The sequence below is a fragment of the Geodermatophilus arenarius genome, from assembly GCF_042654585.1.
Taxonomy (GTDB): Bacteria; Actinomycetota; Actinomycetes; order Mycobacteriales; family Geodermatophilaceae; genus Geodermatophilus; species Geodermatophilus arenarius.
Genome location: NZ_JBHSGR010000022.1, coordinates 44,051 through 57,753 on the forward strand (window position 1 = coordinate 44,051; position 13,703 = coordinate 57,753).

The 13,703-nt window shown below is 73.9% G+C and carries 12 protein-coding genes; 7 read left to right on the forward strand and 5 right to left on the reverse strand.

Features of this window, described 5'->3' with window-relative positions:
• Positions 1-128: 128 nt before the first annotated feature.
• Together ACFO3M_RS18175 and ACFO3M_RS18180 are read right to left on the reverse strand one after the other, a co-directional pair.
• On the reverse strand, positions 129-1,079 hold the full coding sequence (locus ACFO3M_RS18175) for a methyl-accepting chemotaxis protein (RefSeq protein WP_387992029.1): 951 nt from the start codon (positions 1,077-1,079) through the stop codon (positions 129-131).
• Between the two features lies 1 nt (position 1,080).
• The gene (locus ACFO3M_RS18180) at positions 1,081-1,656 is read right to left on the reverse strand and encodes a PAS domain-containing protein (RefSeq protein ID WP_387992032.1); all 576 of its coding nucleotides are present in this window, start codon (positions 1,654-1,656) and stop codon (positions 1,081-1,083) included.
• 141 nt (positions 1,657-1,797) lie between these two features.
• Here ACFO3M_RS18180 and dcd point away from each other — a divergent pair, with 141 nt between their 5' ends.
• Positions 1,798-2,388: a dCTP deaminase gene (gene dcd, locus ACFO3M_RS18185; protein WP_387992035.1), complete on the forward strand. Its 591-nt coding sequence runs from the start codon at positions 1,798-1,800 to the stop codon at positions 2,386-2,388.
• Here the strand turns inward: dcd and ACFO3M_RS18190 are convergent.
• The 3 genes from ACFO3M_RS18190 to ACFO3M_RS18200 all read right to left on the reverse strand — a co-directional run bounded on the left by ACFO3M_RS18190 (position 2,354) and on the right by ACFO3M_RS18200 (position 7,059).
• Positions 2,354-3,634, reverse strand: coding sequence for a CynX/NimT family MFS transporter (locus tag ACFO3M_RS18190; RefSeq protein WP_387992038.1), 1,281 nt, complete (start codon positions 3,632-3,634; stop codon positions 2,354-2,356). The two genes, dcd and ACFO3M_RS18190, sit on opposite strands and share 35 nt — an antisense overlap.
• A 58-nt stretch (positions 3,635-3,692) precedes the next feature.
• Positions 3,693-4,664 (reverse strand): DUF389 domain-containing protein, encoded by a 972-nt coding sequence (locus tag ACFO3M_RS18195; protein ID WP_387992041.1) that lies wholly within the window; start codon positions 4,662-4,664, stop codon positions 3,693-3,695.
• Positions 4,665-4,764: 100 nt separating this feature from the next.
• On the reverse strand, positions 4,765-7,059 hold the full coding sequence (locus ACFO3M_RS18200; RefSeq protein WP_387992044.1) for a heterodisulfide reductase-related iron-sulfur binding cluster: 2,295 nt from the start codon (positions 7,057-7,059) through the stop codon (positions 4,765-4,767).
• Positions 7,060-7,581: 522 nt separating this feature from the next.
• Here ACFO3M_RS18200 and ACFO3M_RS18205 point away from each other — a divergent pair.
• From ACFO3M_RS18205 to ACFO3M_RS18230, 6 genes are all read left to right on the forward strand, one after another.
• Positions 7,582-8,604 carry a hypothetical protein gene (locus ACFO3M_RS18205; RefSeq protein ID WP_387992047.1) on the forward strand — a complete coding sequence of 341 codons (1,023 nt, stop codon included), beginning with the start codon at positions 7,582-7,584 and terminating at the stop codon, positions 8,602-8,604.
• Between the two features lie 221 nt (positions 8,605-8,825).
• Positions 8,826-10,703 carry a molecular chaperone DnaK gene (dnaK, locus tag ACFO3M_RS18210; RefSeq protein ID WP_387992050.1) on the forward strand — a complete coding sequence of 626 codons (1,878 nt, stop codon included), beginning with the start codon at positions 8,826-8,828 and terminating at the stop codon, positions 10,701-10,703.
• Entirely contained in the window at positions 10,700-11,422 is a 723-nt protein-coding gene (gene grpE, locus ACFO3M_RS18215; RefSeq protein ID WP_387992053.1) for a nucleotide exchange factor GrpE, read from the forward strand. The genes dnaK and grpE overlap by 4 nt, the downstream gene beginning before the upstream one ends.
• Positions 11,423-11,456: 34 nt before the next feature.
• A complete protein-coding gene (dnaJ, locus tag ACFO3M_RS18220; protein WP_387992056.1) occupies positions 11,457-12,677 on the forward strand; it encodes a molecular chaperone DnaJ in 1,221 nt (406 codons plus the stop codon).
• Positions 12,674-13,153, forward strand: a complete 480-nt coding sequence (locus ACFO3M_RS18225) for a heat shock protein transcriptional repressor HspR (protein WP_387992059.1) — start codon at positions 12,674-12,676, stop codon at positions 13,151-13,153. The genes dnaJ and ACFO3M_RS18225 overlap by 4 nt, the downstream gene beginning before the upstream one ends.
• A complete protein-coding gene (locus ACFO3M_RS18230; RefSeq protein ID WP_387992062.1) occupies positions 13,150-13,680 on the forward strand; it encodes a MarR family winged helix-turn-helix transcriptional regulator in 531 nt (176 codons plus the stop codon). The genes ACFO3M_RS18225 and ACFO3M_RS18230 overlap by 4 nt, the downstream gene beginning before the upstream one ends.
• The last annotated feature ends 23 nt before the right edge of the window (positions 13,681-13,703 follow it).

Genomic DNA, 13,703 nt, shown 5'->3' on the forward strand with positions numbered 1-13,703 from the left:
ACCTCCCGGCACAGCCGTGCGGACGCGGGCGGGACCGCCGCCGGCGCGTCAGGACCTCGGGAGCCGAGCTGCTCCCCGCTGCTCGAACGGTACATCCGTGACCCGGGACCCCACCGGCCGTGCCGGGGTCAGCGCCGCATCTCGGCCAGGAACCCGGTGGCCTCCGAGCGCAGCCGCTCGGCCATCTGGGACAGGCCGGTGACGTCGGTGTCCGCGGTGCCCAGCGACGCCGTGCCGTCGACGGCCGCGGCGATCCCGTCGACCAGGCCGTTCATGTCGGTGACCGTGGTGCCGACCGAGCCGATGACGGCGGTGACGTCGTCGCAGGCCGCGCGGATCGCCTCGACCTGCGCGGTCACCCGCTCGGTGGCCTGCGCGGTCTGGTCGGCGAGGTCCTTGACCTCGGAGGCGACGACGGCGAAGCCCTTGCCGGCCTCCCCGGCGCGGGCGGCCTCGATCGTGGCGTTGAGCGCCAGCAGGCGGGTCTGCGCGGCCACGGACTCGATGAGGGCGATGACCTCGCGGATCTCGGCCGAGGTGCGGGTCAGGGAGCCGAGCGTGCCGGTCGCGTTGCCCACCTCGGCCGACGCCGCCGACGCCGCGCTGGTCAGCCCGGCGGCGGACGCACTCATCTCCGTGGCCGCCGTCGCGACCTGCTCGCTCATCGCCAGCACCACCGACTCGAACGCGTCGGCCAGCCGCAGCCGCGAGGTCTGCGCCTCGGTGACCCGCCCGGCGGTCGCCCGCATGGCGTCGCGGGCGGTGTTGATGTCGGTGGCCGCGTGCCGGTAGGCGCCGTGCAGCCCGGTGCGCAGCACGCTGCGGTGGAAGCGGCCCTCGGCGGCGGCGGCCAGCGCCGCCCGGGACTCGCGCACGAAGGCGTCGCTGACGTCGAGCGCGCGGTTGACGCCGTGCCGCAGCGCGGCCAGTTCCGGCACGGCGTCCGAGCCGTCGACCGGCACGGCCCGCGCCTCCAGGTCGCCGCGCGCGGCCGCCTCGCAGGTCTCGGTCAGCCGGCGCACGAACGCGCGGTGGACCTCGAGCTCCGCGGCGTCGGAGCGGGTGCGGGAGCGTGCCATCTCAGTCCTCCTCCTCGGCGATGACCGACCACACGAAGTCCGCGTAGGACGCCGCGTGCTCGCCGATCAGCCGGTCGAACAGCTCGGACGACGCCGCGACGGCCGCGCGGGCGTTCGGGTGCCGCCGCTCCTCGGCCAGGAGGCGCTCGTAGATCGGGCGGACGCGGTCGACCGCCCGGCGGGAGGGCCGGCGGCGGTTGGAGTGGTAGCCCACGACCGACCCGTCGGCGCCGTAGGACGGCGTCACGTGCGCCAGCACCCAGTAGTGCGCGCCGTCGGCGGCCAGGTTGTCGATGTAGGCGAATAGCTCCTGCCGGGCGGCGAGGGTGTCCCACAGCAGCGTGAACACCGCGCGCGGCATGTCGGGGTGCCGGATGAGGTTGTGCGGCTGCCCGATGACCTCGTCGAGGGTGTAGGCGCCCACCCGCAGGAACACGTCGTTCGCGTACGTGATCACCCCGCGCGGGTCGGTCTTGGAGACGATGAGCTCCTCGGCCGCGAACGTCCGTTCCTCACCCGTCGGCCGCACGGCGAGGCGGCCGGCGCGCGGTGCGGTCCGGGGGCGGGTGTCCAGCACGCGGTGTCCTCCTGCGTCCGGCGGGTCGTCCCGGCAGGTATCGGCAGGAACCGTCCGGACACGACCCGAACCGGGGGGTCCGGGACCTCCGTCCCGCGGGAAGCGGAGGGGGCGCCCGGCGGCCTCCCTAGACTCCGCGCCATGCTGCTGTCCGACCGCGACATCCGCGCCGCGATCGCCGAGGGGCGTCTCGGCATCGAGCCGCACGACGCGGGGCTGGTGCAGCCCTCGAGCATCGACGTCCGGCTCGACCGCTACTTCCGGGTGTTCAACAACGCCCGCTACACCCACATCGACCCCGCCCAGCAGCAGGACGACCTGACCACCCTGGTCGAGCCCGACGGCGACGAGCCGTTCGTCCTGCACCCCGGCGAGTTCGTCCTCGGCTCCACGCTCGAGGTCGTCACCATCCCCGACGACCTCGCCGCCCGGCTGGAGGGCAAGAGCTCGCTCGGGCGCCTGGGGCTGCTCACCCACTCGACGGCGGGCTTCGTCGACCCCGGCTTCTCCGGCCACATCACGCTGGAGCTGTCGAACGTGGCCAACCTGCCGATCACGCTGTGGCCGGGCATGAAGATCGGCCAGCTGTGCCTGTTCCGGCTCACCGGCCCGGCCGAGCACCCGTACGGCTCGGCGGTGTACGGCTCCCGCTACCAGGACCAGCGCGGGCCGACGCCGTCTCGCTCGTTCCGGAACTTCACCCGCGCGGAGACCCGGCGGGCGCAGGGCTGACCGCCGCCGCCGGCGACCAGCCGGGCACCTCGTCGTCGACGAACCGGTCCCGGGTGACCAGCCACCCGGTGACCGTGAGCCCGACGGTGGCGACGGCGACGAGCACGAACATGCCGGTGTAGCCGCCGGTCGCGCCGCGCAGCACGCCGACCAGCAGCGGCCCGGCGCCGGCGAGGACGTACCCCCAGCCCTGCGTGACCGTGGACAGCGCGGCCGTCGTCTCCGGCGTCCGGGCGCGCAGCCCGATCAGCGCCAGCACCATGCTGAAGGTGCCCATGCCGACGGCGAGCACGCTCATCCACAGCCACGGCAGCGTGCGCGGGGCCAGCCACAGGCCGCTCCAGCCGACGACGTAGCAGGCCATGAAGCCCAGCAGCAGCGGCCGCTGCCACCGCTGGCGGACGGTGAGCGACGGGGTGACCGCGTTGACCGGGATGACGACGACCGAGTTGATCCCGAGCAGCAGCCCGGCGGTGGCCGCGCTCAGGCCGGAGTCGCGCAGGTACTGCGCCGACCAGCCCATGACGACGTAGGCCTGCGTCGCCTGCAGGCCGAAGAACGCCGCCAGGGTGAGCGCCAGCGGGCTGCGCGCCAGCGGCGCCATCCGCACCGCGCGGTGGGTGCCCCGGCTCGCACCGGGGGGGCGCGGGGCGAGGAACCACGGCACCGCGGCGACCAGCGCGAGCAGCGCCCACACGCCGATGGCCCACCGCCAGCCGCCCGGGCCGACGGCGGCGGCGATCGGCGCGGTGGAGATTGCCGCGACGGCCCCGCCGATGGCCATGGACGCGCTGTAGGCGCCCACCAGCAGGCCGGTGCGCGCGGGGAACCAGCGCTTCACCAGGCCGGGCAGCAGCACGTTGCCCAGCGCGCCGCCGACCATCGCCAGCACCGTGCCGGCGACGAACAGCGGGAACGAGTCGACGACTGCCCGCAGCACCAGCCCGGCGGCCATGGTGAGCAGCGCGCCGGCCAGCACGTGCGCGTCCCGGAACCGGGCGGCCAGCGGCGGCCCGGCGAAGCCGATGGCGGCGAAGCACAGCACCGGCAGCGTCGTCACCACGCCGGCCGCGGCGCTGGAGACGCCCAGGCCGCGCTCGAGCTCCTCGAGCACCGGGCCGACGGTGCTCACCGCCGTCCGCAGGTTCGCGGCGGTCAGCACGATGGCGACCGCGACGAGCGCGAGTCCGCGCCGTCGCTCGCCGGCCGTCGGGATCGGGGGAGCGTCGTCGGCCGTGCGGGTCACCCGTCGATGGTCCCCCGCACGTCCGGCCCGCCCGGAGGCGGGTGCACGGGCCAACCGTCTAGGTGCGCAGTCCCGTGCGTGGCGTGGCCTCGAAGCGGGGCAGCACCTGGGGGACCCGCCGCCACAGCACCCGCTGCAGGAGCAGCGTGACCACGGCGGCCAGCAGGATGCCGGCGAGGTTGATCCCCAGCTGCAGGGCCGCGCGCCAGAACTCGGCGCCGCCGCCCAGGGCCAGCGACACGGCCATGTCCGCGGCGGCGGGCACCGTCGTCACGGAGATGAAGACGCCGACCAGCGCCCCGCTCTTCGCCGACGTCAGCGACAGCACGCCGGCGATGCCGGCCAGCACCGCCACCACCACCGACCAGTGGTCCGGCGCGGTGATGAACCCGGTCTGCGGGCGGTCCGTGGTGAGCACCCCGGGGTCGACCCAGCCCAGCCCGCGGGCGGCGAGCGCGGCCAGCGCGGTGACCGCGATCGCCAGGACGAAGCCGGCGAGCAGCGCGCGGGCCGCCGCCCGCGCGACCCCGCGCCGCCGGTGCACGAGCGCGACGGCGAGCCCCGCCAGCGGGGCGAACTCCGGGCCGAGCACCATCGCGCCGATGACCAGGACCGCCGAGTCGTTGACGATCGCGATGCCGGCCAGCAGCGTCGCGATGGTCAGGAACGACAGGTAGGAGACCGACAGCGACGAGTCCGCGGCCGTCGTCCGCACCACCTGCTCCCAGACGACGGCGTCCGAGCCGTCGCCCGGCGCGGCCTCCTCCGCCCGCTCGGCGACGGCGGAGACGGCCGTGTCCACGGCCTCGATCGCGATGCCGCCGTCGCGGTCGACGTGCAGCTCGCGCAGCGCCCCGACGAGGGCGTCGGCGGACTCGCGGGCGACGTCGGCGAGGAGCAGGTCGCCGGGCGGCTCGACCGAGGCGCCGGGCAGCACGGCGAGGTGGGCGGTCCCGGGGCAGCGGGTGAACAGGTCGCGGACGGCGTCGGTCCGGTCGGGCGGGACGGTCACCCGCAGCTGCAGCAGCACGCGCGGTGTTCTACCGGAGGACCGGCCCCCGAGACGGCGGACGCCGCCGGCGAGGAGCTGCCTTGCCGACGGCGTCCGTCAGGGTGGTGCGGGTCCTCGCTCAGGCCTGGCCGTGGCCGGTGGCGGCGGAGCCGGTGCCCGCGACGTCGTCGTCCGCGGTGCCGACCTCGGCGCCGTGCTCGGTGCCCGGGGTGCCGACCGGCGCCATCGAGCGCAGCAGGATCTGGCTGACGTCGAGGACCTCGACGTGCTCGGCGGCCTCGCCGTTCTGCTTCTTCGCCGTCAGGGCGTCCGACAGCATCGTGATGCAGAACGGGCACGCCGTGGAGATGACGTCCGGGTCGAGGCCGAGGGCCTCCTCGGTGCGCTCCACGTTGATCCGCTTGCCGATCTTCTCCTCCATCCACATGCGCGCCCCGCCGGCGCCGCAGCAGAAGCCGCGGTCCTTGCAGCGGTGCATCTCCTGGGTGGAGAGGCCCTGCACGCTGTCGAGGATCTCCCGCGGCGGCGTGTAGACCTTGTTGTGCCGGCCCAGGAAGCACGGGTCGTGGTAGGTGACCTTGCGGTCCACCGGCGTCACCGGGGTGAGCCGGCCCTCCTCCACCAGCTGGCTGAGCAGCTGCGTGTGGTGGACGACCTCGTACTCGCCGCCGACCTGCGGGTACTCCCGGCCGAGCGAGTTGAAGCAGTGCGGGCAGGTCGTGACGATCTTGCGGGTGCCCGGCACGCGGCCCTCGAAGACGCCGTTCAGGGTCTCGACGTTCTCCTGGGCCATCATCTGGAAGACGAACTCGTTGCCCATGCGGCGGGCGGGGTCGCCCGAGCAGGTCTCCCCGGAGCCCAGGACGGCGAACTCGACGCCGGCGGTGTGCAGCAGCTCGGCGACGGCCTTGGTGACCTTCTTGGCGCGGTCGTCGATGGCGCCGGCGCAGCCGACCCAGAACAGGTACTCGACGTCGTAGGGCAGCGGGCCGTCGGCCATGCGGACCTCGAAGTCGACCTCCTTGATCCAGTCCTCGCGGGTGCTCGGGCTGACGCCCCAGGGGTTGCCGCGGTTCTCGAGGTTGCGCAGCATCACGCCGGCCTCGGACGGGAAGTTCGACTCGATGAGCACCTGGTAGCGGCGCATGTCGTCGATGTGGTCGATGTGCTCGATGTCGACCGGGCACTGCTCGACGCAGGCGCCGCAGTTGGTGCAGCTCCACAGGACGTCGGGGTCGATGACCCCGCCCTCCTCGAGGGTGCCGACCAGCGGGCGGTGCGCCTGCGCGTCGTTGGTGCCCTCGATGCGCGCGTAGCCGGAGGCCCAGACCTGCTCGTCGCTGGGCTTGAGGACGTCGAAGTCCGGGGCGGTCTCGGCGGCGGTCTTCTCACCCAGGAGGTACGGGGCCTTGGCGTACAGGTGGTCCCGCAGGTCCATGATCACCATCTTGGGAGACAGCGGCTTGCCCGTGTTCCAGGCAGGGCACTGGCTCTGGCACCGCCCGCACTCGGTGCAGGTGGTGAAGTCGAGCATCCCCTTCCAGGTGAAGTCCTCGATCTTGCCGCGACCGAAGACGTCGTCCTCGCCCGGGTCCTCGAAGTCGATCGGCTTGCCGTTCGAGGTCATGGGCTGCAGCGGGCCGAGGGCCGGGGCGCCGCTGGTGCCCTCGCGCTTGAAGTAGATGTTCGGGAAGGCGCTGAACCGGTGCCAGGCGACGCCCATGTTGAGCGTGCGGCTGAGGACGACCAGCCAGACCAGCGAGACGACGATCTTCACGAACGCGACGACGCTGAGCAGGTCCGGGCTGTCGGGCAGCACGGTGGCCAGCAGGCCCGAGACCGGGTGCGACCAGGCCGGCGCCTCGGTGAGGTCCGAGGAGATCTTGAGCGCGCGGATCAGCAGGATGCAGATGCCGACGGTCAGGACGACGGCCTCGACGAAGTAGCCGCGCCCCTCGTTGGACCCGGCGAAGCGGCTCGCGCGGCCCTGGCGGCGCGGGTGGTCCTTCTGGCGCCGGTAGATCAGGTACAGGATGCCGAGGATCGTCCCGGTGCCGATGACGTCGGCGAAGAGGTTCCACAGGCTCCACTCGCCGAGCAGCGGCAGGTGGAAGGCCGGGTTCCAGACCTCGCCGAAGGCCTCGACCAGGGTGAGGAACAGGCCGTAGAAGCCGACGAAGACGAACCAGTGGGCGGCGCCGATGGCCGACCACTTGAGCATCCGGGTGTGGCCGAGCGACTCGACCAGCAGGGTCTTCATCCGCGGGCCGAACGGCCCGAACCGGCTGCTGTCGGCCTGGCCGGTGCGGATGATCCGGACCATCGCCCGGACGGCCTTGTAGGCGAGGACGACCGACACGATGAGGAACAGCACGCTGATCGTGCCGAGCACGATCTGCAGGGGGCCCGTCATGATTCCCTCTCCCCACGCCTCTGCGGCGTCGGTTGACTCCGTCCGCACCGGACGACGAGAAGGGTCCCGCCGCCGTCTCCGGCCCTGAGGACCGGGGGCGGATCACGCGCGGGCTGCGGTGCCCACGCAGCCCAGCACGATAGCCGGGGTGCGTTTAGGTTACTCGGCAGTAACCGGAGGCGGGGCGCCCCGATCCGAGGCGGTCCGACGGTGCTCCCCGCCCACCGACCGGCGTCCTGACGTGCGGTTTCGCGACCTGGGGATCCGGCTGGAACACGACGGAGGCGTGTTTCCGCGCAGGCGCCGTCGGGGTGGGGAGTGACCGGGCTCACGCCCCCGGGTCACGCCCCGGTCACCGCGTCCCGGCCGTCGCATGATCAGGCCGCCTGATCGTGCCGCGTCCTGGTGCAGCGCCGACGGTGAGCCAGGAGGCGTCGTGGTGAGCCAGGACGGTGTCGCGACGTCGTCCACAGGTTCCGTGGGGACCTCGGCGCGGTCGCCGCAAGATCGAAGACTGTCGACGTGCACCCGGAACTCGCCCGCCTCGCGGCCGCCCGACTCGGCGTCTTCACCGCGCGAGAGGCCGTGCGCGTCGGCTACCGACCCGACGAGATCCGCTCCGAGCTGAGCGCCGGCCACTGGCGCTGGTTGCGGCGAGGCGTCTACGTCCGCGCCCGAGACCTCGCTGCCGCCGAGTCGGACGTCCGGCTCCGGCACCTCCTCGACTGCGTCGCGGTCCTGCTCGCCCTGGCTCCCGGTCCGGTCCTGAGCCACACCTCCGCCGCCCGGGTCCACCGCCTCGTCCTCCCCGAGGACGTCGACGGGGCCGTGCGGCTGACCCACCCGGGCCAGTGGCGGCGCGGTCGGGGTTACGTCGTCGCCCGGGCTTCGCTCCCGGACGGTGACCTCGGGCGACTCGCCGGATTCGGCGTGACCGCGCCGGCGCGGACGCTCGTCGACTGCGCCCGGGAGTGGGACCTCGTGGACTCGGTGGTGGCGATGGACGCCGCACTGCACGACCGGCTCGCCGGACGGGAAGACCTGCAGGCTGCCGTCCTCCGTGCGGTGCACTGGGTCGGCATCGGCGACGCGGCGCGGGCCCTCGGGCTCGCGGACGGCCGCGCGGAGTCCCCGCTCGAGTCCCGTGGTCGGCTCGCGTTGATCGAGGCCGGACTGCCCCGTCCGGAGTTGCAGGTCGAGGTGCACGGTCCGCGAGGCTTCGTCGCGCGGGTCGACGCCTGGTACGACGACGCCGGAGTCGCCATCGAGTTCGACGGGCGGGTGAAGTACCTCGACCCCCTCGACGGCCGGCATCCCGGGGAGGTGCTCTGGCGGGAGAAGCGGCGCGAGGACCTCCTGCGCGCGCTGGGCATCCGGGTCGTGCGCCTGGCACACGAGGACCTCGTGCCCGGACGGCGGCGCGAACTCGAGGCCCGGGTGGGTGGGCTCCTGGCGGCCCCGGCGGTCGGGCCACGCCGGTATCGCGTCGTCCGCACCGTCGAGCCCACCAGGGGGACCGGGCCGATCGCGGCGTCGTCGACCTAGCTCGCCGTCGTGCGTCCTGGCTCACCGCCGACGCTGAGTCAGGACGCAGCACGATCAGGCCGCCTGATCGTGCGCAACTCGACCCCTCGGGAACACCGCCGGGTGGTCTGCCGTTACGGTGGGCAGGAAAGTTGAGCGGACCCCGCGCAAGGCGGGAGGTCCCTCGACCGACCCCCACGACACCCAGCACCACCCGAGCACACGGAAGAGGAGCCAGCTCCATGGCACGAGCGGTCGGCATCGACCTCGGCACCACCAACTCCGTCGTCACCGTCCTGGAGGGCGGCGAGCCGACGGTCATCGCCAACAGCGAGGGCTCGCGCACCACGCCCTCGGTCGTCGCGTTCGCCAAGAACGGCGAGGTCCTGGTGGGCCAGTCGGCCAAGAACCAGGCGGTCACCAACGTCGACCGGACCATCCGGTCGGTGAAGCGCCACATGGGCACCAACTGGCAGACCGGCGAGATCGACGGCAAGCGCTACACGCCGCAGGAGATCAGCGCCCGCATCCTGCAGAAGCTCAAGCGGGACGCCGAGACCTACCTGGGCGAGACGGTCACCGACGCCGTCATCACCGTCCCCGCCTACTTCGAGGACGCGCAGCGCCAGGCCACCAAGGAGGCCGGTGAGATCGCGGGCCTCAACGTCCTGCGCATCGTCAACGAGCCGACCGCGGCCGCGCTGGCCTACGGCCTGGACAAGGGCGAGACCGAGCAGACGATCCTCGTCTTCGACCTCGGTGGCGGCACGTTCGACGTCTCGCTGCTCGAGATCGGCGAGGGCGTCATCGAGGTGAAGGCCACCGCCGGTGACAACCACCTCGGCGGTGACGACTGGGACGAGCGGATCGTCAAGCACCTGGTGCAGACGTTCAACGCCCAGAACGGCATCGACCTGTCCAAGGACAAGCTGGCCATGCAGCGCCTCCGCGAGGCCGCCGAGAAGGCCAAGATCGAGCTGTCCGGCGCGCAGTCGACCAACGTCAACCTGCCCTACATCACCGCCGGCGCCGAGGGCCCGCTGCACCTCGACGTCACGATGACCCGCGCCGAGTTCCAGCGGCTCACCCAGGACCTGCTCGACCGCACCCGCGCGCCGTTCAACCAGGCGATCCGCGACGCCGGCATCTCCGTCGGCGAGATCGACCACGTCGTCCTGGTGGGTGGCTCGACCCGCATGCCGGCCGTCACCGACCTGGTCCGCGAGCTGACCGGCGGCAAGGAGCCCAACAAGGGCGTCAACCCGGACGAGGTCGTCGCCATCGGCGCCGCCCTGCAGGCCGGCGTCCTCAAGGGCGAGGTCAAGGACGTCCTGCTGCTCGACGTCACCCCGCTGTCCCTCGGCATCGAGACCAAGGGCGGGATCATGACCAAGCTCATCGAGCGCAACACCACGATCCCGACCAAGCGCTCCGAGATCTTCACGACGGCCGACGACAACCAGCCGTCCGTGCAGATCCAGGTGTTCCAGGGCGAGCGCGAGATGGCGATGTACAACAAGAAGCTCGGCATGTTCGAGCTGACCGGTCTGCCGCCGGCGCCGCGCGGCGTCCCGCAGATCGAGGTCGCCTTCGACATCGACGCCAACGGCATCGTGCACGTGTCCGCCAAGGACCTGGGCACGGGCAAGGAGCAGTCGATGACCATCACCGGCGGCTCGGCCCTCCCCAAGGAGGACATCGAGCGGATGATGCGCGACGCCGAGGCCCACGCCGAGGAGGACAAGCGCCGCCGCGAGGAGGCCGAGACCCGCAACCTGGCGGAGTCGCTGCAGTACCAGACCGAGAAGTTCCTCGCGGAGAACGGCGAGCGCATCCCGGCCGACAAGAAGGAGGAGCTCGGCGAGGCCCTGACCGAGCTGCGCTCCGCCCTCGGCGGCTCGGACATCGCCGCGATCAAGTCGGCGCAGGAGAAGGTCGCCCGCGTCTCGCAGGAGGTCGGCGGCGCGCTCTACGCCCAGCAGGCCCAGGCGGGTGACGGCGCCGGCGCCGGTGCCGGTGCCGCGGGCGCCTCGGGTGACGGGTTCGGCGCGTCGGCCCCGTCCGGCGACGACGACGTCGTCGACGCCGAGATCGTCGACGAGGACACCGACCGCCGATGAGCCAGGGGGACGAGCAGCCGCGGGTCGTGATCCGGGACAAGCGGCGGATCGACCCCGTCAGCGGTGAGGTGCGGACGCCGGCCGGCGAGCAGCCGGCCGGCGTCCCGCCCCGCCCGGCTCCGGCACAGACACCGGCCCACCCATCGCCAGGGGAGCAGATGACCGAGAACCAGACCGCCGCCCCGGAGGCCCCGGCGGCGCCGGTCGTCGACAGCGCCGCGGACGGCGACCTGTCGCGCCAGCTGACCGAGCGCACCGAGGACCTGCAGCGGGTCACCGCCGAGTACGCCAACTACCGGCGGCGGGTCGACCGGGACCGGCAGCTGGTCGTCGACCAGGCGGCCGAGCGCTTCGCCGCCCAGCTGTTCCCGATCGTCGACGACATCGAGCGGGCCCGGGACCACGGCGACCTGACCGGCGCCTTCAAGGTGGTCGCCGACCGCGTGCTCGGGCTGCTCGACGGCCTGGGCGTGGAGGCCTTCGGCGTCGCGGGGGACCCGTTCGACCCGTCGCTGCACGAGGCCGTCCTGCACGACACGTCCGACCACGTCACGGTGCCCACCGCGACGACGGTCCTGCGGCAGGGTTTCCGCCGGGGCGACCGCGTGCTGCGCACGGCCATGGTGTCCGTGACCGAGCCCGCGGGCGGCGCCGCGGACGCCCCCGAGCAGGAGGCGACCGGCGGCGGCGTGCCGGGGGAGACCCCGGCCGCCGGCTGACCGGCCGCCACCAGACGCAGAGAGGAGGCGTCCGATGAGCACCCGGGACTTCATCGAGAAGGACTACTACGCCGCGCTGGGCGTCTCCCAGGGCGCTGACGCCGCGGAGATCAAGAAGGCCTACCGCCAGCTCGCCCGCGACCTGCACCCGGACAAGAACCCGGGCAACACGCAGGCCGAGGCGCGCTTCAAGGAGGTCTCCGAGGCCTACGACGTGCTGTCCGACCCCAAGCGGCGGGCCGAGTACGACGACGCCCGCCGGCTGTTCGGCTCCGGCGGCGCCGGGGCGCGTGCCGGGTTCCCCGGGGGCTTCCCCGGCGGGACCGGCGGCGGCCAGCCGTTCGACCTGGGCGACCTCTTCGGCGGAGCCGGGGGCGCCGGGACGCGCGGCGGGGGCGGCGGGCTCGGCGACCTGTTCGGCAACCTCTTCGGCGGTGCCGCACCGGGCTCGGCCCGGGCCCGCTCCCAGGCGGCGTCCGGGCCGGCCCGCGGGCAGGACGTCGAGACCGAGGCCACCCTCTCCTTCGAGGAGGCCGTCCTCGGTGTCACCGTGCCGCTGCGGATGCAGAGCCCGGGCACCTGCCCGACCTGCTCCGGCAGCGGCGCCCGCCCGGGCACCTCGCCGCACACCTGCGAGGTGTGCGGCGGCGCCGGGGTCACCAGCCGCAGCCAGGGCGCGTTCGCCTTCTCCGAGCCGTGCCGCAACTGCCGCGGCACCGGCCAGGTGGTCGACGACCCGTGCCCGACCTGCCAGGGCGACGGCGTCACCACCCAGACCCGCACGATCACCGTGCGGATCCCGGCCGGCGTCAAGGACGGGCAGCGGATCCGGCTGGCCGGCAAGGGCGCGCCGGGACGGCGGGGCGGCCCCGCCGGCGACCTGTTCGTGGTCGTGCACGTCAGCGACCACGAGCTGTTCGGCCGCAAGGGCGACGACATCACCCTCACCGTGCCGGTCACCTTCCCCGAGGCGGTCCTCGGCACGACGCTGACCGTGCCGACCCTGGACGGCAACGTCACGCTCAAGGTGCCCGCCGGCACGGCGAGCGGCCGCACGCTGCGGGTCCGGGGCCGGGGCGTGCCCGGCCGCGGCCGCAACGGCGACCTGCTGGTGACCGTGGAGGTCGCCGTCCCGCAGCGGCTCTCGGCCGAGGCCGAGCGGGCGGTGAAGACCCTCGACGCCGAACTGGGCGACCCGCGCCCGCAGATCACCGCGGCCACCCAGCGCAACGCCGAGCGCGGGAGCACCCGGTGAGCGCCGCGGGGACCGAGGGCCGGGAGCGCGCCGACGCGAGCCGCGCCGTCGCCGACGACGCGCCGGTCTTCGTGATCTCCGTGGCCGCGCAGCTGGCCGGCATGCACGCCCAGACGCTGCGCCAGTACGACCGGCTCGGCCTGGTCACCCCGGGCCGCACGGCGGGCGGCGGGCGGCGCTACAGCCCGCGCGACGTCGCGCTGCTGCGCGAGGTCCAGCGGCTGTCCCAGGAGGACGGCGTCAACCTGGCCGGCATCAAGCGGATCATCGACCTGGAGTCCCAGGTCGAGGCGCTGCAGCAGCGCGTGCACGAGCTGGTCGCCGAGCTCGAGGAGTCCGAGCACCGGCGGATCGCCGCGGAGACGGCGATGCGCAGCGGCTACGGCCGCGACCTGGTCGGCACCGACCTCGTGCCGGTGCGGCGGCAGCACACGTCCGCGCTGGTCGTCTGGCGCCCGAGGGAGGCGCAGCGGTGAGCGGGAACCCCGGCGGCGCCGTCGTCGTCCAGGGAGACGTGACGAGCGCGCGCCGGGAGCAGCAGCACGAGTCCTTCGTGCGGCTGGAGCGCGAGATCGGCCTGCTGCTGCGCCGGTCGCGGGCCATCTCGGCCCGGCTCGCCCGCGAGCTGCACCCCGACCTCGACGGCGCGGCCTACGGCCTGCTCGCGCTGCTGGCCGACGCCGGCCCGCTGCGCGCCAGCGACCTGGTCGCCCGGCTCGGCCTCGACAAGAGCACGGTCAGCCGCCAGGTGGCCTCCCTCGTGGCACTCGGCATGGTCGACCGCGAGCCCGACCCCGCCGACGGGCGGGCGCAGGTGCTCACCCCGTCCCCCGAGGGCGCGGCCCGGCTCGCCCGCATCCGCGACGCCCGCCGGGCGCGCTGGGAGGCCGACCTGTCCGGCTGGCCGGCCGAGGACGTCGCCCAGCTCGGTGAGCTGCTGGCCCGGTTCAACCGGCTCGGCGAGGCCCGCGAGGCGGGGGACGCCGCGGTCCCCGCGTCCTGACCCCGACCCTCCCGCACCACGCC

Excerpts from the sequence above, each read along its gene's own strand:
- dcd (WP_387992035.1), top strand. The coding sequence starts at position 1,798 with ATGCTGCTGTCCGACCGCGACATCCGCGCCGCGATCGCCGAGGGGCGT.
- ACFO3M_RS18200 (WP_387992044.1), bottom strand. The coding sequence starts at position 7,059 with ATGACGGGCCCCCTGCAGATCGTGCTCGGCACGATCAGCGTGCTGTTC.
- dnaJ (WP_387992056.1), top strand. The coding sequence starts at position 11,457 with ATGAGCACCCGGGACTTCATCGAGAAGGACTACTACGCCGCGCTGGGC.
- ACFO3M_RS18175 (WP_387992029.1), bottom strand. The coding sequence starts at position 1,079 with ATGGCACGCTCCCGCACCCGCTCCGACGCCGCGGAGCTCGAGGTCCAC.
- grpE (WP_387992053.1), top strand. The coding sequence starts at position 10,700 with ATGAGCCAGGGGGACGAGCAGCCGCGGGTCGTGATCCGGGACAAGCGG.
- dnaK (WP_387992050.1), top strand. The coding sequence starts at position 8,826 with ATGGCACGAGCGGTCGGCATCGACCTCGGCACCACCAACTCCGTCGTC.